Below are 18,514 nucleotides of genomic sequence, written 5' to 3'. Positions count from 1 at the left end.
ATCTAGGTGCACCACATGCCTCCCGGTCCGTCGATCAAGCGTTCGCCTTTTTCGTTCACCACATGGATGCCGCTGGCACCTTCAATAAATGTTCGGTCGTTTTTGCCCAAGGTTGCCATCCCTTCCCACGGGTGCAGGAAGTGGTCGTTGTCCCAGTGCTTGGCGTTAGAGTTATCCACGGCGGGCCATACTTTCTGCACTCATCACAATTGGGAACTCTTCACGCACCTGAGCGTCTGAAGCGCCGAAGTAGTTGGGGAAATGGCTGTCGAGAATGGAATTGGCCTTGTCACGGGCGCGGTCCAACAGATCAGTTTTGCCTTCGTTTTCCCATGTATCTGTACGCTCACGATCCATGAGCCGCGGGTAGACAAATTCGGTGTTCATATAGTTCAGCGTGTGTGGGTTGCCGAGGAAATGACCTGGGTCGATGGCGCATTGGTGGATCACATCCACCGCCATGGTTTCATCTGTGACCTCTATCCCGCGCAACGACCGCAGGATCATACCACCTGCTTCGTCATCGATGACCATGCTTTCAAAACTGCATCCCATCAGGCTGCCGATCATCCCGCCGAACTCGCACAGCCGATTGGCACCAGCATGGGCGGCAAGCGTGAAGGTTAGCGCCTTTTCCAACCCGTATTGCGCGTCGGGTATTTTGGCATCAGTCATACCTGCGCCAACGGATGTGGGAAGGCCATAGAAGTTGCCCATCTGAATGGCTGCCGCCCCGATCAGTGCCTGTTCGCCACTGCCGCCGGTGAACGATCCGCTGCGCAGGTCAGTGATGAAAGGCCAGGCGGCGAAGCAGACCGGACAGCCCGGTTTGATGAGGTTTACAATGGCAACACAGGCTAGTGTTTCGGCCACGGTTTGAACCAGTGTTCCCGCAAGCGTCGCGGGAGCTGTGGCTCCGGCCTGAGGAGGCACTGCCAGATCAACCGTCAGGCCCAACTTGGCTGTATCAATCAGGATTTCCATGTTCTCCTTGCCGATCCGCAAGGGGGAAACCATAGGGCAGCCGCCAAATATGACGCTTGGCTTCTTCATGAAAGCCCCATCGCCACCTTGCGCCATATCGAACATGCGAATGGCATGTGGGATGTGGCTACGGTCGCGAAAGGTCAGACAGGCAGGTTTTTGGCTGCCTGCGAGCATTGCATATATGGTGTTCATGTCGTGAGCGAAATCATCGGTCACGTCGGTGGCCAAAACCGTGTCGCCCAGCATATGGATGTTGTCCAAACAGTCCACCAGACGGGTGAAATCATAAACGTCGCGCAGGACCGAAGGGCGATAAGTTTTGGTCTCGGAATCGAAGGTGGTGACGGCGGTGCCAGAGTTGGCGAAGTAAACGCTTTCTGCCGAGCAATGCATGTCGTCTTTGCCTTCACGCTCTCCGCGGGCATAGACGTAAAATTCCTTGGCAGCACCAGCCAGGATGTCGTCCATCAGGGCGCGCGGGAAGCATAGCCGATTGAGGTCATTCATCACCGCACCCTTGGGCAGCAGCAGATCAAGCAGTTCCGGGAAATGGTCGGTGACGCCGGTGTTTTCCAGAACGGTCAGGGCCGCTTGGTGGATATTCTCCATATCTGATTGGGTCAACGGCTTATAGCGCCCGCCGCTTAAGCCTCCACGCACGGCCTCGTTGCCCGTGGTTGCCTGTTGCACTTTTATGCGCGCGGCACGCCCGCCGCCACCGCGACGGCGTGATTTTACCTCAGCCATGACCGGCCATCCTTTGTTCTGGTTCCGGGCTGATCATGGCGAAATAGAAATCGTAAAAATCCTGGATCGCGGTTTCCATTTCACCCAAGGGGCCCGGTTGGAAGTATTGAGAATTAACGCCGGACTGGTTGTGGCGAATGATGCGTTCGTCATCCAAAGATGTGACATGCCAAAGCCAAGTCAGGTCTTCTTTGTTGTAGTCTTGGCCTTCTTCGGCGTCAGCGCGAACCAGCCAGACCACCTGAATGTCGGTTTCCTGCAGACCACGTGGAACAAAGCGGTAACCCACCATGTGATCCGAATAGATCAGGAACCAATTCAATGGACCAATATCAAAGTCAGTTGCGCCACCGTCGAAGCCTTTCAGCGTTCCAAGCAATGGCGCAAGCGCCTCGCCCGATTTGCTGCCGGTTTTGTAACCTTGGTAAAGCGGGTAGCGCCGATAGTACCCGCTGGTGAATGGGGTGGGCGCAGCCTCGCCAACAAGCGCCAATTCACCAGGTGTCAGGCCGACTTCCTCAGCCCTTGCTTTAAGCGGTTCCACCAATCCAGCCATGTCTTGCGGCGATTTCAGGCTATGAGAACGAGAATACTCTTTGTGCGCTGGCCCGCAGTGATAGCATTCAAGGTAGTTCTCAACTGCTAGTTTCCAATTTGCGGGAACGGGAAATGACGCCGTATGCGCCACTTTCAGATCGTTCAAGCCATAGGGTTCGACGAATGGCGAAAGTTGGCTGAGGACAGGATCAAGCGATGGTGTATTTGCATCGGCACAGACAAAGATCAGGCCCTTGAAGACACTCACCTGAACGGGAAAGAGCCCGAATTTGGATGGGTCAAAGTGTTCTCCCATGTTATGGCCTGCACGAAGTTTTCCCGAAAGCTCATATGTCCAGGCGTGATACGGGCAAACAAGAACACGGGAGTTGCCGGACTGTTCAGTGCAGACGCGAGATCCACGATGACGACAGACGTTCAAATGAGCGCGAACTTCGCCTTCGCGGTCGCGAACAATAATGATGCTCTCCGGGCCATAGTCGAACAGAAAATAGTCTCCGGGGTTTGGGATTTGGCCGACATGCCCTGCCCAAAGCCAGTTACGGTTCCAGACCTGGGCAATGTCATAGTTATAGATGTCTTGCGAGGTATAGAATTCACGCGGCAGCGCGTGGCCGTACTGGTGCGAGGCCATCAAAGCATCTAACGCAAACGGTCGGCTGTTCATCACGTCTCCTCCAAATCGATTATCTCGCGGCGAAACCAATCCTTGTCTGCTTCTGCCTTTGGGCGTTCAAAATCGCGTGCCGCGCGGTGGCCCGCGAAGACTGCGTCCACGATCAACCCCGGAGACGCGGCATCGCCAATAATCTCGAGGGTCTTCAACCTGAGCCCGCGCAAGCTGTCATAAAGCGCTGTCTCTCGATGGCGCTCGGTAACTAGAATTGTCGAGGCACACGGAATATCCGTTTCGCGACCGGTAAAGGCACACCCGATGCGCGCCATGTCGCCTTCAGCAGCGGTCAATACCTGATTGCAGCGAATGTCGATGCCAAGCTCGATCAGACGGGCCTGAATGCGAGGCTGCTCCAAAGTACTGACGGCGTAAGTTGAAACTAAACTCTCCGGCGTGACAAAGACCACCTGGTATCCTGCAGTCGCCAGTTTTTCGGCGATTACCCCTGCCAGATAGATGTGGTCATCATCATAGATCATTACCGGCCCATCCGGAGGTAGAATGCCACTGATAATATCATCAGGCGTCAGCACTTTGGCATCGGACTTAATCGTGGGCTGGTGGCGTTGGGTGTTGCGCCCCATGCCATCAGTGCGCCAATGGCTGCCGGTGGCCACAAAGACGTGTTCGACACCAAGTTCTGTGACCTGATCGCCATTAAGCCTGCTGTCAGTGAACAACTGGACGTTGCCGCGCTGCTTTAGGTCATTCAGGCGATAGTCGACGACGCGCGACCAAGCCGCGAGGCCGGGAAGTTTGCTTTCCTTTGCAACACGTCCACCAAATTCAGCTGAGGCTTCGGCCAAGGTCACCTGATATCCTCGCCTTGCCAATTGCGTGGCGCATTCAAGACCGGCGGGGCCACCGCCAATAACCAAAGTATCCGCGTTGCTCTTTTTCGGCGCAATGATCTCGGGGTGCCAACCGCGGCGCCATTCCTCACCCATGGTCGGGTTTTGAGTGCAGCGGATCGGGATGCCCAGATTGTCAGATGAGACGCAGATATTACAGCCGATGCATTCGCGGATTTCGTCAATGCGGCCCTCTTCAATCTTTTTGGGAATGAATGGGTCCGCGATGGAAGGTCGCGCCGCTCCGATAAGGTCGACAATTCCCTTTTTGACCATCGACAGCATCATATCGGGGGACGTCAGGCGACCGACACCAACCACAGGTTTCCGTGTGATCTGTTTGACGTGCGACAGAAACGCGTTCTGATAGCCATCCTCCGGTTGAAAGCGGGTTGTGGCACTGTCATTGGACCAGTCGGCAACGTTCACATCCCATAGGTCAGGAAGATCGGCCAAAAGCTCGACCACGGCACGGCCTTCTTCTGAAGCCTGCATGCCGTCAGCGCCCACCATCTCATCAATGGCAAAACGGAGCGCCACAGCGCAGCTGTCACCTACAGCTTCGTGGGTGTCTTCCAGTAGTTCGCGTGTCAGGCGCACACGATTTTCGAGCGACCCGCCATATTCATCACTACGCTGGTTCATATGCGGCAGCATGAAATGTTGCGCCAAAGTCATGTTGTGTCCGGCATAGACGTAAATGATGTCAAATCCGGCATCTTTTGCGCGCAGGGCGGCCTCGCGGTGCCAGCGGCGGAACTCGCGAATATCAGCTTTATCCATGGCCTGCGCCTGCTTGGGATGCGTCGTATCGACGGACATCTCAGAAGGTGCAAGGACCGGAGCCCGGGTCAGCAGGTTCTGCGCATGGTTGCCATTGTGCACCAGCTGGATAGCTGCCAGCGCCCCATGCGCATGTACCGCATCCGTCATCAGCCGCAACGCGGGCACATCGCGCCCGTCCCACAGCCGCCCCTCGGCATAAGGAGATAAGTCTGAGGTTGGGTGGATTTCGGTCTCCTGATTGGAAACCACCGCCCACCCGCCTTCGGCCTTCATCCCACGAACGGCGGCATCCGCCCGCGGTCGCACATGCCCCAGCCCGGTGCAATGCGGCACCTGATAGAAGCGATTTCTGGCTGTGACTGGTCCGATCTGAACCGGTTCGAAAAGCAGAGCATATGGGTTCGCGTTCGACATGTTCACGCGTTTTCCTGTATCTGGGATCCGGAGCCGTAAGGCCCCGGAAATGTGGTTGTGTTAGAAGCCGGCTTTGATCCGTTCAAATTCTGCCAGCATTTTCGCCTCAAGCTCGGGATTTACCGCATCAAAGAACAAACTGCCTTCGAAGAAGCTTTTTGGGTCAGCAAAACCATAGGCTTCGATGTTGGCCTGATCGGCAACTTCGAACGCTTTTGCGTTGGAATGTGGGTAGCCCCAGTTGTCGATGATGTACTGACCGCTGGCAGGGTCAGTGAGCGCGTTCAACAGATCGTAGACCTGATCGACCGGAGTCGTGGAAGACTTCAGATGCACGTAGCCGCACGCCCAAGTCGCGATGCCCTTATCGACATCACGCATCATCGCGGCAGGCACTTCGTTCCAGATCAGGTTCAGTTCTGACTGGTTCCAGGCCCAACCCAATTCGATCTCACCGCTGGTCATGGCCTGATCAAATTGACCCGCATCGGACCAGTAAAAGCGCATGTTCGGGTGGATCGAGCGCAGGAAATCAGATGCTTCCTTGAACTGCTCGTCGCTCAGATTGGTGTAATCGTCGGCGTTTCCAGTGGCCAGCGCAGCCAGGGCGTACGCAGATGACGCGGCATCCGGGACGGCGATCTTGCCTGCATAAGCCGGGTCCGCCAGCATTTGCAGCGAGATATCGTCGCCTGAGATTTTGTCGGTGCGATAGATAAGGCCCGTGTTCCCCCACTCGAACGGCAACATGTAAAGCTTGCCGTCTAGGACGATGGCGTCGACCTCCTTGATCTCGGGCAGAACATCGGCCCAGTTGGTCAGTTTGCTTTCATCCAGCGGCTGGATCAGGTCGGCTGCGACCCATTTCCGGACCGCGTCAGAACAAGGATGCGCCAGATCCGCCGTGAAACCCGAACTCAGTTTCGTAAAGGCTTCTTCCTGACTTCCGAAATAGGAATAGCTTGGTGCCTCATTCCCGTATTTTTCCATGTAGCTGGCAAAGAACCCGGGATCTTCATATCCCGACCAGTCAAAAACCGTCAGATCGGCGCCACCTGCTATGGCACTTCCCGTACTTATCGCCGTCGCACATGCGAAGGCCGCAATTCCCTGAAGTCTCATTTTATCCTCCCACTATTTTACTTTGTGTCTGTACCTAGATCGATCACGCTTGCCCCCTGAAGCCCCAGCCAAACTGCGTCGCCGCGTTTGAAATCGACCGTGTGAAAATAGTTTGGAACTGAGACCGAGATTGGTTTCTCAGCTCCCGCCACCTGAATGTGGTAGTGAATGTTCTCGCCATAGAATGCGACGTTGCTGACAGTGCCCTGAACTGTTGATGGATAGTCTTCGGGCTTTTCAGCAGCGATTTCCAATTGTTCCGGGCGAATACCGATGTTCATGTCTTTAGAGCTGGTCGCAACGTTGGGGTTTCTCTCAATCTCAATCCGCCCGAAGGCGGCTGCATCGATCGACAACATATCGCCGGTTTCACCCAACAACTGGGCAGGCAGTATGTTCATTTCACCGATGAAACTGGCCACTTGCTGATCACAAGGACGGGCATAAAGCGTGGTTGGTGTGTCCACCTGCTTGAGCCGTCCGTCGAACATCACACCGATGCGGTCGGACATGGTCATCGCCTCATATTGGTCGTGTGTGACCATCACGAAAGTGATGCCAAGCGATTGCTGCAGGTTGCGCATTTCAAACTGCATCTGTTCGCGCAATTTCTTGTCGAGAGCGGACAAGGGCTCGTCCAGCAACAACACTTTGGGTCGCATGATCAGCGCCCGGGCGAGCGCTACCCTTTGCCGCTGCCCACCCGACAACTCACTTGCGCCGCGCTCCTGAAGACCTCCAAGCTCGACCATTTCTAGCGCTTCGGATACGCGCTGGTCGATCTCTGCCTTGGGGGCCTTGCCCCGTAATCCATAGGCCACGTTGTTCCCGACGTTCAGGTGCGGGAAGATGGCGTAACTTTGAAAGACCATGTTTGTTGGGCGGTTGTTGGCCGGGACACCTTCCATATCCTGACCATCGATCAGCACAGTGCCCTCGGTCGGTTCTTGGAAACCCGCGATCATCCGCAACACCGTGGTCTTGCCGCATCCCGATGGACCGAGGAGTGAGAAAAACTCACCCTCTTTGAGATCGAGATCGATCCCGCTGGCCGCCAGGAATGTGCCATAGCGCTTTTCGACGCCCCTGAGTTCTATGATGTTTCTGTCTGTCATCGGACCTCTGATGCGGATGAGCGGCGCCGGAAATACTCGGCCAATACCAAAAGCAGAACCGAGGTAAGCAGCAGGATAGAGCCCAAGGCCAAAACGTTTGGAAGCTTGGCCGGGAAACGAATTTGGCTCCAAATATAGACCGGCAGGGTTGGTTGGTTGCCGGACAGGAAAAAGGCTAGGACGAACTCATCGAAGCTGACCGTGAACGTGACCAGCATGCTAGCTATGATACCTGGGGAAACAACCGGAAGCGTCACGCGGCGGAAGGTTTCAAACACACCGACACCCAGATCGTAAGATGCCTCCTCCAGCGACGCGTCGAAGTCATCGAACGCGGACTTCAAGATCGAAACGGAAAATGGCAAGGCGAGGAACGTATGGCCCAGAACAACGGTCAGCAGAGATGGCTTGAGGCCGAGAAACAGAAACAGAACCAGCATTGACGAAGCTACGATAATGCCCGGAATAACCAAAGGCAGCATCACCAGTCCTTCAGCTGCACGCTGACCCCGAAAACGATAGCGAACAAAGGCGCGCGCAGCGAACAGCCCCATAGCGGTGGATAGAAGTGCGACGACCGTGCCGACACCCAGCGAATTCCAAAGGGCCTGAATCAACGTATCCTGCTCGCCCAGCTTCCGATACCAGTCCAGCGTCCAGCCCTTGATCGGAAAGGCAACAATTGTACCGCTGTTGAACGAGAACAAAGGTAGGAAAAGAACCGGCAGGTACAGAAAAACCAAATACAGAAAAGCATAGGCTGTCAGGGTCGAGGGGCGCTTCATCTGATCCTCCTCCCAAGCTGGGTGGCGGTAATGACAAACACGATGGCGACGAAGCCGACCGACAGCATCGCGATCAGCGAAAGTGTGGCGCCGAGAGGCCAGTTGTTGGCGGCCCCGAACTGCACCTGAATAAGATTGGCAATCATCTTCCCGTCCGATCCGCCGACCAGTGCGGGCGTTACGTAGTCGCCGACAGTCGGAATGAAGATGATCAGGCAAGCAGCAATGATCCCCGGGATCGTCAGCGGCAGCGTCACCCGCATGAAGCGTTGCAAAGGACTGTTGCCGAGGTCTGTGGCGGCCTCCAACAGGCTTGGATCGATCTTCTGCAACGAGACATAGATCGGCAGGATCGCAAAAGGTGCCCAGGCATGAGCAAGCGTCAGCACAACGGCGAATTCATTATAGAGCAAGAAGTCGAGCGGTTCGTCGATCAGACCAAGCATCAGCAGTGCAGAATTCATCACCCCGTTGAACCCAAGGATGAGTTTCCAGGCAAATACGCGCAGCAGATAGCTGGACCAGAACGGAATGGTGATGAGCAGAAGCCAGATAGTCTTTTTCCGGGCCTTCATCGCGATGAAGTAGGCGATGGGATAGGCCAATGCGACAGTGACCACCGTAACTGCTCCGGCAATCCAGATCGACCTTAGCATTAAGTGTCGAACCAGCGGATCAGCAAGCGCGTCGCTATAGTTTTTCAACGTCGGTGTCTTGTCGAGCGTTACGTAGGTTTGGGTCCAGAACGAATAGGCGATCAGGATCACCAAAGGCGCCGCCACCAGAAAGCCCACGTATGCCGTGGCTGGTGCGCTGAGGGTATAACCCCGGGACGCTTCGCTACGAAAAATCACCCTATCTCCCATCTCGGTACTTACGAGTCTCTAATGGACGATCGTCCATTTAATGTTGCGCCAGAAAGGCCTTTCGTGTCAATCTTCCTGTGAGCCGCCCACATGAGAAGACCCTAAGCTTATGGAATCATTTAATAGAGTGACAGAACCCAAAGGAAGAAAGCGTAGTTCGAAGCGCGATCCGGAAGCCAACAGGCAGCTTCTGATCAAGGCTACACTGGATACTATTGCTGATATTGGAGTTACCGATACCTCGGTCAGTCGCATCTGCGAGCGCTCCGGTCTGTCGCGCGGAATGATCCATTTGCATTTCGGGGGGAAGGACAATTTACTGACGGCAGCGGCCCAGCATTTCAGTACCGAGTATTATGCCGAGATGGACAGATTGACCGATCTGGGCTCGGATGCATCACCCGAAGACCGAGTGATGGCTGTGATTGAGGCCGATCTGTCTGAAGCCTTACTCAATCCACGAACAACGAAAATCTGGCATGCATTCCGCGGCATCGCGAGCTCACACCCAGGTATTGCCCGTTACAGTAGCACTCAGGACCCTAAACTCGTCGAGACTTTGCGACTTGCGTTCATGGAGATAGCCCAACAAAACGGACATGATCCGAACTTGGTGGATGATGCCACCAGCGGAACGCTGGCCTTGCTGGAAGGTATGTGGGTAAATTACCTTACCGATGTGCAGATTTTTTCGCGACAACGCTCTGCTGAACTTATTCGAAGGTTTTTAGGCGGACTTTTTCCCGGCAAATTCGTGTTATGAGCCTTAGCGACGCTCAGATTTGACTTAGAGACAAAGCCTTTTTTTCGAAAACCGACGACTGGCAGTGGTGAGACCCCTACCAACCAAGTGGCACCCAGCCTGCGCTTGATGAAACTCGACGCCCGCTTTGCGCTGGAGAAATGTTGCATGTGCACCAACAACCAATACATACCTTCTGCTCAATAACCCGACAATGCCATCCAATAAACGTCGGTATGACCTATGGGTCGTTTTTTTGAGAGAACTACGTGCCATACCACCCATTTTTTTTGCCGAATTTGAAAAGCCTGGTGCTGATTAACTATGTTCTCGGATCCAGGCCGTTTACTCTCATTTTTCGTTGTTGTTGTTTGCGTTGTTGCCTTGAAGATAGTTGAATGGGGTCATCGCAACTGCCTAAACAACTTTGCGACAGATCCGCAAAAGACCCACAACATGACAAAACCCCAGCATGTCTCACCGACGTCTGATCGTTTTCTCTATTACGTCGTAGGGCAATTCACGCTCATCATAAACACCGATAAAAATACCGACATCAGCCGCACTCCCGCCTCGCTTCTTCATCAACGTTTCATTTGAAACTGTTGTACGTTGCGATGGACGGCGCGCCCATTCTGACAAGCGCTTCATGAACATGTTGATCACCTCGGCATGGCCCAAGTCGGCACCGAGATCATTCAACTCTTTAGGGTCGTTTTTCAGGTCGAACAATAACGGGCGAAACCCACCATCGGCAAAGATGAATTTCCAATCCTTGTCCGCCAGCATGAACAGGCGTGCTTGTTTGGGGTCAAGGCCCAGAGCCGCGGCTTCGGGCGTGGCAGAATAATCATATTCGCTAACCACATACTCGCGCCATGCCTTGGGGTTTTGACCATACAGTAACGGCAGTAGCGAGCCGCCTTCGATAACGTGATCCGGGACATCGCTACCTGCCAGATCAACAAATGTTGCCGCCAGATCAATACTTTCGACCAGTGCGCTACAAACAGTGCCGCGTGTTGCGTCTGCTTCTGGTGACGGGTCATAGATGATCAGTGGAACGCGCACCGACGGATCATGGAAGAGATCCTTTTCACCCATCCAATGATCACCGAGGTAGTCCCCATGGTCGGAGGTCACGACGATCATCGTGTCTTCCATGTGGCCACTCTCTTCTAGCCAATTGAACAGGCGACCCATCTGATCATCAGCCTGTTTGATCAGCCCCATATAGGCGGGTATCACCTTTTCACGCACACCCGGCTTGCTAAAGGTTTGGCCAATTTCGTTCTGCATGAATTGATCATAGACAGGGTGAGGATTATGTAACTCGCCATCCGAGCGAACCACTGGCAAAACATCTTGCGTCCCGTACATGTCATGATACGGCGCTGGAACAATGTAAGGCCAGTGCGGCTTGATATAGGACAGGTGGCACATCCATGGCCCAGCGGAATTTGCATCCTGCGTTTTAATAAATTCAATCGCCTGTCCCGTCAGCCACGGCGTTTCGCTATCTTCTTCTTTGATGTTTGCAGGCTTATCAGCGTGCCGCATAAACCAACCCGAAGCGACACCACCATCTTCATCAACCCCGGCATTGGCATTGTGCTGCCAGGGGTTTTCAGCCTCATACCCCTGCCCTTTCAGATACTCATTATAAGGCGAACGTCTTTTGTCATAAAAGCCTTGCGGCCCCTCACCCCATAAGCCGTCATCACGGAGGAAGACATCAAAACCACATTCCGCGACACGTGCTCCGATAACGCCATCGCGCGAAATGCCCAGACGATCCATCCCTGCCTGATCCACGCTCATATGCGTCTTTCCGATCAACCAACTATCCATCCCACGTTCGCGCAGATGATCGCCCAGAGTGACCTCTCCAACCTTGAGCGGAAAATTATTCCAGGCAGCGCCGTGACTGTGTACGTAACGCCCTGTGTAAAAGCTCATTCTTGAGGCCCCGCAGATGGGCGATTGAACATAACAATGGGAAAACCGCACTCCCTTGGCAGCAAGCGCATCCAAATGGGGGGTGTTCAAACTCGGATGTCCGGTGCAGCTCAGGTAGTCGTACCGAAGCTGATCGAACATGATAAACAGGATGTTTTTGGCTTTTCTGGTCATGTCGCCTTAACCACCCCGTCATTCATCCATTTGTCGAACTGTTTGAGTACCGCTTCGCAGAAGGCGTCGTCATTGATATGGGCGTCAATTTCCGTAGTTGATGCAACCGCAGGCATCACGTTGCGAGCCTCGTCAACCATTTCGGCAAGCGCTTCCCGGTCATGCGCTTCCTGACCTTCGCGATCCCATTCCTCAACACCGCCGGTGGGCAGGAAAAAATGGGTTGGGCCGGTAGCCTGTTTCAGACGACCAGCCATTTCCCGAATAGCGGCCCGTCGCTCTTTTGCACTAAACACCGCACTTTTGATCAGGCGATTATGTTCATGGAACGGGCGGTCGGCATATTGGTCGGGAATGTCCTGCCAACCAGCAAAATCCAAAAGATCCAGCGCGCCTGGCGCCACCATTTGCGGCACGCCCACGCGCCCGGCATTTGTCAGCCGGTCACGCCCCGAGGACACCAGCGAACCTGCGAGCATGTTGGCAAATTCCTGCATGCAGAAATCCATTACACAACAGAACGCGCCCTCACCCGCAAGCTTCTCAAATGCCATACCGCCCATACCCGTTGAATGGAACACGGCCACTTCGTATCCCCGTTCTTCCAAAGCAGGTTTCAAAGTTTTCATATAACGCAGGCAGGATGAGCCCAACGAAGTCATCCCGATCATCGGGCGATCGCGCTGAGGGCGTTGAACCGCGCGGGCTGCGCCCAAAACAGCGCCTGCGGCCTGACTTAGCGATGAGCGGCAAACCGAGTTCATACCATAAAGCCCGCCCGCCCACAGGATCATCTGAATATCCGGCGCCAAACGGTGCGGCGGAATCAGCGGTGAAAAACTGACGGTGGAGACGATATATTTCGGCACACCCATTGGCAAAGCCTGCGCACAATCCAGCGCCAGATCGGTCCCCATTGTGCCACCAGTTGCGAGCATCCCATCAAATTTGCCGTCGGCGTAGACCTGTGCCACAAGCGTTGCTGCGCCCTGCGACATCACGCGAAAAGCCTTGTTTTCGTCACCGAGCGCGATCACCTCTTCTATGGTCATACCACCGGCCGCGGCCACATCATGTTTGGAAATGTCTGTGGGCGTGGTTGGATCCCCAAGAACCGAGACGTCCATGGTCAGCACGTTGCCACCCTGCGCAGTGATGCATTCTTCGATGTATCGCATCTCGGGGTCTTTGGTGTCATAGGTGCCTATCAGCAAGATAGTCTTTTCGCCCATGGTAATCTTCTCCTTGCAGGCTATCGTCTTACAGCTGAATCCAGGCTGTTTTCAGATCGAAATACTTTTCCATTGCATGCATAGACTTGTCGTGGCCGTTGCCCGACTGTTTTACACCACCTAAAGGCACAGTGGCGTCAGCACCGCCGTAAGTATTGACGTGAACGACGCCAGAGCGGATGCCCGCCACCATGCGATGTGCACGGCTCAGGTTTGCAGTCCACACGCCCGAGGCCAATCCATAAACGCTGTCATTTGCCAGGCGCAGTGCCTCATCTTCGTCCCTGAACGGTGTCACGGCCAGAACCGGACCAAAGACCTCATTGCGGAAAAGATTGTCGGTGGGTTTGACCCCGTTCATTACAGTGGGTGCCATATAATAACCGCCCGTTTCCGTCAGAATTCGGTCACCGCCGGCACGGCGCTCAGCACCTTCCGCTTCGGCTTGGGCGACAAAATCCAGATTGCTTTTCAATTCCGGCAATGAGTGCACTGCCCCGATCTGTGTGTTCAAATCCAGCGGGTCGCCGACGCGGAAAGCTTGCGCGTGTTTGACAATCTCGGCGACGAAGTCTTCATGAATATCCTCCTGAACGAGCAAGCGCGATCCCGCGACGCAAATCTGACCTGAATTTCGGAAAATACCTGCGGCGGAGACCTTGGCCGCCTGCGCGAGATCCGGGGCGTCGTTGAACACGATGTTCGGGGACTTTCCGCCAAGCTCCAAGTAGCAGCGTTTCAAGTTCGAGCGCGCGGAATATTCCAGAAGCCGCCGCCCTGTCGCACCCGAACCAGTAAAAACCATGATGTCAACATCCATCGACAGGGCCAGTGTTTCACCAACCACGCTGCCTTTGCCTGTGACAACGTTCAGGACACCGTCCGGCACACCTGCCTCAAGCGCCAATTCGGCTAATCGCAAAAGTGATAGCGAGGCCGATTCCGCAGGTTTCAACACCACCGAGTTGCCCGCCGCCAGCGCCGGCGCGATCTTCCACGCACCGATCATCATCGGCATGTTCCAAGGCACAATCGCCCCGACAACGCCGACAGGCGCGTGGTGCACGAGACCCAGCACATTTTCAGCTGTGGGCGCAATCTGACCATAGATCTTGTCTATGGCCTCGCCATAATAGCGGAACGTGCCCGCAGCCGACATCGGCTCGGCCTTCATGGCCATGTTGATCTCAGTGCCGTTGTCCCGCACGCCCAGAACGGCCAGTTCCAAAGCGTGTTCTTCAATCAGATCGGCCAGTTTCAACAACACCTTCTTGCGTACAGAAGGTGCAGCCCGCGACCAGCGTCCGTCTTCAAACGCCGTGCGGGCCGCCGCAATAGCCCGCTCCATATCCTCGGGGGTGCCCTCGGCAATTTGCGTTAGAACCTGACCGTCAATTGGAGAAATGACATCCAGTTGCCCTCCTGCCACTGCAGCCTCGTGACGCCCATCAATCAGAAGGCTCCGTGCCGGTACGGGCTGACCACGTAGCGTATCTATAGCAAGTTGATCCATAGGTCGCTTATCCTTGCTGGTTCGGATTATCGGAATCCACGGGTTGCATCGTAGGTTCCGGCCGCAGTTTGTATTTGAATTCGAAATAAAGCGTTCGGCAGTGCAGGATCATGATCAGAACGATCAGGCCAAACAGAATGGCCGCGATAGGCCGGTCAATGAAATCGAGCGGCGTTTTGACCCTTGCCATTGCGCTGCGCAGCTTGGTTTCCATGATGCCGCCAAGAACCATGCCCAAAATGATTGGAACAATCGGCAGGTCCAGCCGTTTGAGAATCAGCCCAAAGACCCCAAACCCGGCTGCAATGGCGCAATCGGTGATCGAGTTGCGCAGGCTGTAAACTCCCACGAAGGCAAGTATCAGGATCATGACACCAAGGAACCGGGTCGGGATCTGGATAATCTTCAGCAGCAGATTCGTAGAAAACAGCAGGAACACTAGAACGATCACGTTAAGCAGGATCAGCGCCATATACAGGGCCAATACGAAATCCATCTGATTTTCGAACAGCTGCGGTCCGGGGATCACGTTGTGGACATAAAACACCGACAGCATCATCGCCGTCAGTGCCTCGCCGGGAATACCCAGAGCCAGCAGAGGAATCATTGCAGCGCCCGGAACCGCGTTGTTAGCTGCCTCGGACGCCACAAGGCCCTCGGGTGAGCCATCACCAAACTTTTCTGGATTCTTTGACGTCTTTTGAGCATAGGTGTAGGATAAAAATTGCGATGTAAACTCGCCCGTGCCCGGCACCATGCCCATGAAAACACCGATACTTGAGGACACGGTAGCAACGCGTTTCACGCCCAGAAGTTCTTTGAGGCCGGCAGAGATATTGCCACTTACATGGGTGTCGCCTGGCGCGTGGTTCTTTTCCAATAGCAGCAGAAATGCCTGGCTAATCGCAAACAGACCCAGCACGACCACAATGAGATCAATACCCGAAGCCAGCCAACTTTGATCAAAGGTGAACCGGCGAGTGTATTTCACGGGCTCCAGCCCGACCGAATTCAGGAAAATGCCAAATGCCGCCAGCATACCAGCGGCAAAGATCTGCCCCCGATGGGCCAGCACAACCAGAATGATGCCCAATAGCGCGGCCAGGAAAATCTCGCGGCTGCCGAAATGTGGGGCAACAAGGGCCAGAACCGGTGACAAAACCATCAGACAGATGATCGCAAAAACGCCGCCGAAGAACGAGGCCGAATACGCCAGAGACAGCGCACGGTGGCCCTGCCCCCGTTTGGTCATGGGATATCCGTCATAAGTGGTCAGCGCGTTCACCGCTGTGCCGGGGGCGTTGATCAGAATCGCGGGAATGGCTCCGCCATACATGGACGAGCCGTAGATACCCAATAACAGGGTTAGTCCTACGATGGGCTCGAACGCAAAGGTGGCAGGCAACAGGATTGCGATGGCCACCGCCGCACCCACGCCGGGCAATGCACCGATGATGACGCCGCCGATCGAACCGATCAGCAGGGCCACGATTACCTGCCATTGTAGCAGGATTGAAATACCGGAAAGAAGCGTTTCCATAGTGGCCCCTTACAGATAGGTCAGCGCAAAGGCGCGCACGGAATCCGGAAGGTACTCATAGACCGCTCCGGCGGGGATTTTGACCTGAAGAAAGCCACGGAAAACGATGGTGACGACGAAGCCGAACAACGCAGCTATTCCGATAGCATTTGCACCACGAAACCCTACACGAAGGGTCAGGAAGACTGCGAACAACATGGTTGAGGGCAGATATCCCAGCTGCGGAACCACCAGCACATAGATCAGGAAATAGGCAACATATTCGAACGACCGAACCCAGAACCCGACCTCGGTCCAGCGGCCGCTGATCCGGTCTGACAAGGCCGAGCTAAGCCAATGCAGAAACCCGAACACCACCATGCACCAGATTGCAATTGTGGGCCAAAGACCCGGCTGCGCGAACCATTTGGTTCGTTTGACGACCTTGGTCTGATCACCCAGCTGGGACAACAGAAACACCGCGAATGCCAGAAACAGTACGGCGAAAACGACATCGCCGGGTCGGCGATATCTCTTGAACATGTCCTGTAAAGTCTTTGCAATCATCGTTTCCTCCCAACCTGAAAGAGGCGTGAGGCTGTGCCCCACGCCCGATCTGGATCTTACTCGCCCAGAATTTCTTCAATCTTAGCGAAAGAGGATTTGTCTTGCTCAATCTGAGCATTGGATGCGTCTGGGTCCTGCCAGTAGATCAAAGCACCGGTTTCCTCAGCAAGCTGCTTGGCCTTGTCCGACTGCACCGCCTTTTGTGCTGCTGCGGTGATTTTTTCGCGTGCCTCGGGTGGAGTATCCTTGTGAACGAACAGGCCGTTCCACAATGCCAGCGGCAGATCCGGGTTGAGCTCGACGATCGTCGGCGTATCGGGGATCAGCGAAATCCGCTCGCCACCAATGCTCGCCAGAATGTTCACGTCATCCAGGCAAGGTAGAACAAGTTGCAACGTGGTGTTGATGACGTCCACGTCACCCGATGCCAGCGTGTTGCAATCCAACGCGTCAAAGGCTGCTTCACTTGCAAAATCAAATCCGCTGCTTACTGCAGCAGCAAAGGTGACCTGCGTGGGCGGCAAGACCGAGCCGAAATGACCAAGCGCCAAATCGTTATCCTTGCCGTGTTCCGCCAGTTCTTCCCAGTTCGAGAACGGCGCATCCTTGCTGGATGCGATTACGAATGGGTAAGTCAGAAAAATACCGATCGGATCGAACGGGTTCGGGTTCAGTTCAGGGATACCGATTTCCGGTCCAATGACGGGAACGCCAATGACGAAAGAACCAATAGTGTATCCGTCCGCCGGGGCGGTGGCGACTTCGACTGCACCTGGGAACGGACCGCCGCCGCCGCCGGGCTTGTTCACGACCGCGGCCGGGACGTCGTACATGGCTTGAAATTCGTCCGCGATCATTCGCGTCAGCACGTCCTCAAGATCGCCCGGAGGCCATGGAACCACGAAGGTTACCGGCTTCTCTGGATATTCTGCCAGTGCAGCGGTTGCTGACGCTACAAATGCGGCGGTTGCTAGAAATTTCTTCATTGACACCTCCCGTTAGTGGTTCAATAAATGAACCGCGTTAACAATAATAATGTTGCGTTGTTAAGTTAATTCTGTCAAGTATTACCTGACCGGGAGGAGGCAAAACACATGGGCACCGCACTTAATGCCTTGAAAATGCTAGAGTACTTTTCAAGCTCTCAGCCGGAAATCGGGCTGAGTCACATTGCGCGCCTGGCTGGTTTGAACAAGGCGACCGCCCTCCGCCACTTACGAGCACTGGAAGAGTTCGGCCTGATCGAGCAGAATCCGCAGACGAAATCATATGCCATCGGACCAGCTGCTCTACGGTTGGCCGCCCTGCGCGAAATCGCCAAGCCCGGCCTTGATGGTGCACGCCAGAAAATGCAGGCCGCGATGCATGAGGTTGGCGAAAGCCTGCACCTTACCCTGCTTGAGAAAGACACTCTACAAACCGCGTTGGTGGTTGAAACCACGCAGCACAGCGTTCGCGTAAGTCTCGACCCTAGCGAAATTATTCCGGTCAACGCGACTGCTTCGGGATTATGCATGCTGAGCTTCGGTCCCGCTTTCCTTCTGGAACGCTTGGAATACGACACACTCACCCGATTTACCGAGGCAACAATGACGGACCCAGAGATTATCCGTGACCGGGTTGCACAAATCGGTCAGGCGGGCTGGGCCAATAGTAATGGCAGCTTTGAAGATGGTGTCTTCGGATATGCGGCGCCTATCTTCGGTATTGATCAGATCGCGATTGGAACCATTGCGATTGCCGTTCCCGAAATTCGTGCAACCCGCGCGCGGCAGCCGCTGATTTTGACCTCACTCCACACGCTTTCGAAAGAACTGACCGCAAACTTTGGCGGCCAGATGCCCGAAACTTTTCCAACCGAATTCCACCCATGATTGACGGGCGGACTTAATCTCCGGAGA

16 protein-coding genes are annotated in these 18,514 nt (G+C 54.8%); 2 read left to right on the top strand and 14 right to left on the bottom strand.

The features are described from left to right. Window positions 1-2 precede the first annotated feature (2 nt). Genes DK510_RS23140 through DK510_RS03380 form a run of 8 tightly spaced genes read right to left on the bottom strand, consistent with a single transcriptional unit; the run spans window position 3 to window position 8,907 of the window. Complete coding sequence (locus tag DK510_RS23140) at window positions 3-179, bottom strand: hypothetical protein (RefSeq protein WP_234998868.1); 177 nt, start codon at window positions 177-179, stop codon at window positions 3-5. Next, a complete protein-coding gene (locus DK510_RS03410) occupies window positions 172-1,734 on the bottom strand; it encodes a trimethylamine methyltransferase family protein (RefSeq protein WP_109310919.1) in 1,563 nt (520 codons plus the stop codon). The genes DK510_RS23140 and DK510_RS03410 overlap by 8 nt, the downstream gene beginning before the upstream one ends. Beyond that, window positions 1,727-2,959: an aromatic ring-hydroxylating dioxygenase subunit alpha gene (locus DK510_RS03405; RefSeq protein WP_109310918.1), complete on the bottom strand. Its 1,233-nt coding sequence runs from the start codon at window positions 2,957-2,959 to the stop codon at window positions 1,727-1,729. The genes DK510_RS03410 and DK510_RS03405 overlap by 8 nt, the downstream gene beginning before the upstream one ends. After that, window positions 2,959-5,019, bottom strand: a complete 2,061-nt coding sequence (locus DK510_RS03400; RefSeq protein WP_109310917.1) for an FAD-dependent oxidoreductase — start codon at window positions 5,017-5,019, stop codon at window positions 2,959-2,961. The genes DK510_RS03405 and DK510_RS03400 overlap by 1 nt, the downstream gene beginning before the upstream one ends. A 60-nt stretch (window positions 5,020-5,079) precedes the next feature. Then, window positions 5,080-6,141 carry an extracellular solute-binding protein gene (locus DK510_RS03395; protein ID WP_109310916.1) on the bottom strand — a complete coding sequence of 354 codons (1,062 nt, stop codon included), beginning with the start codon at window positions 6,139-6,141 and terminating at the stop codon, window positions 5,080-5,082. Between the two features lie 17 nt (window positions 6,142-6,158). Further along, window positions 6,159-7,256, bottom strand: a complete 1,098-nt coding sequence (locus tag DK510_RS03390; RefSeq protein WP_109310915.1) for an ABC transporter ATP-binding protein — start codon at window positions 7,254-7,256, stop codon at window positions 6,159-6,161. Continuing rightward, complete coding sequence (locus DK510_RS03385; protein ID WP_109310914.1) at window positions 7,253-8,041, bottom strand: ABC transporter permease; 789 nt, start codon at window positions 8,039-8,041, stop codon at window positions 7,253-7,255. Before DK510_RS03385 ends, DK510_RS03390 begins: the two co-directional genes overlap by 4 nt. After that, window positions 8,038-8,907, bottom strand: a complete 870-nt coding sequence (locus tag DK510_RS03380) for an ABC transporter permease (protein WP_109310913.1) — start codon at window positions 8,905-8,907, stop codon at window positions 8,038-8,040. Before DK510_RS03380 ends, DK510_RS03385 begins: the two co-directional genes overlap by 4 nt. A 109-nt stretch (window positions 8,908-9,016) precedes the next feature. On the opposite strand from DK510_RS03380, the gene DK510_RS03375 reads away from it, so the two are divergent. Continuing rightward, complete coding sequence (locus DK510_RS03375; protein ID WP_109310912.1) at window positions 9,017-9,670, top strand: TetR/AcrR family transcriptional regulator; 654 nt, start codon at window positions 9,017-9,019, stop codon at window positions 9,668-9,670. A gap of 456 nt (window positions 9,671-10,126) precedes the next feature. Here DK510_RS03375 and DK510_RS03370 read toward each other — a convergent pair whose 3' ends face one another. From DK510_RS03370 to DK510_RS03345, 6 genes are read right to left on the bottom strand one after another with little or no spacing between them, the layout of a single operon-like run. Next, entirely contained in the window at window positions 10,127-11,782 is a 1,656-nt protein-coding gene (locus DK510_RS03370) for a sulfatase-like hydrolase/transferase (protein ID WP_109310911.1), read from the bottom strand. Next, a complete protein-coding gene (locus DK510_RS03365; protein WP_109310910.1) occupies window positions 11,779-13,014 on the bottom strand; it encodes a Tm-1-like ATP-binding domain-containing protein in 1,236 nt (411 codons plus the stop codon). Before DK510_RS03365 ends, DK510_RS03370 begins: the two co-directional genes overlap by 4 nt. A gap of 28 nt (window positions 13,015-13,042) precedes the next feature. Then, window positions 13,043-14,527: an aldehyde dehydrogenase gene (locus DK510_RS03360; RefSeq protein WP_109310909.1), complete on the bottom strand. Its 1,485-nt coding sequence runs from the start codon at window positions 14,525-14,527 to the stop codon at window positions 13,043-13,045. A 7-nt stretch (window positions 14,528-14,534) separates the two neighbouring features. After that, a complete protein-coding gene (locus tag DK510_RS03355; RefSeq protein WP_109310908.1) occupies window positions 14,535-16,067 on the bottom strand; it encodes a tripartite tricarboxylate transporter permease in 1,533 nt (510 codons plus the stop codon). Between the two features lie 9 nt (window positions 16,068-16,076). Further along, on the bottom strand, window positions 16,077-16,613 hold the full coding sequence (locus DK510_RS03350) for a tripartite tricarboxylate transporter TctB family protein (protein ID WP_108859824.1): 537 nt from the start codon (window positions 16,611-16,613) through the stop codon (window positions 16,077-16,079). Window positions 16,614-16,669: 56 nt separating this feature from the next. Next, complete coding sequence (locus DK510_RS03345; protein ID WP_058274540.1) at window positions 16,670-17,599, bottom strand: tripartite tricarboxylate transporter substrate binding protein; 930 nt, start codon at window positions 17,597-17,599, stop codon at window positions 16,670-16,672. A 108-nt stretch (window positions 17,600-17,707) separates the two neighbouring features. Here DK510_RS03345 and DK510_RS03340 point away from each other — a divergent pair, with 108 nt between their 5' ends. After that, on the top strand, window positions 17,708-18,487 hold the full coding sequence (locus DK510_RS03340; protein ID WP_109310907.1) for an IclR family transcriptional regulator: 780 nt from the start codon (window positions 17,708-17,710) through the stop codon (window positions 18,485-18,487). Window positions 18,488-18,514 lie beyond the last annotated feature (27 nt).

The organism is Ruegeria sp. AU67 (genome assembly GCF_900312795.1).
GTDB classification, from domain to species: domain Bacteria; phylum Pseudomonadota; class Alphaproteobacteria; order Rhodobacterales; family Rhodobacteraceae; genus Ruegeria; species Ruegeria atlantica.
Note: the sequence above shows the minus strand (reverse complement) of the source record. Positions and strands in the feature narration are given on the sequence as shown.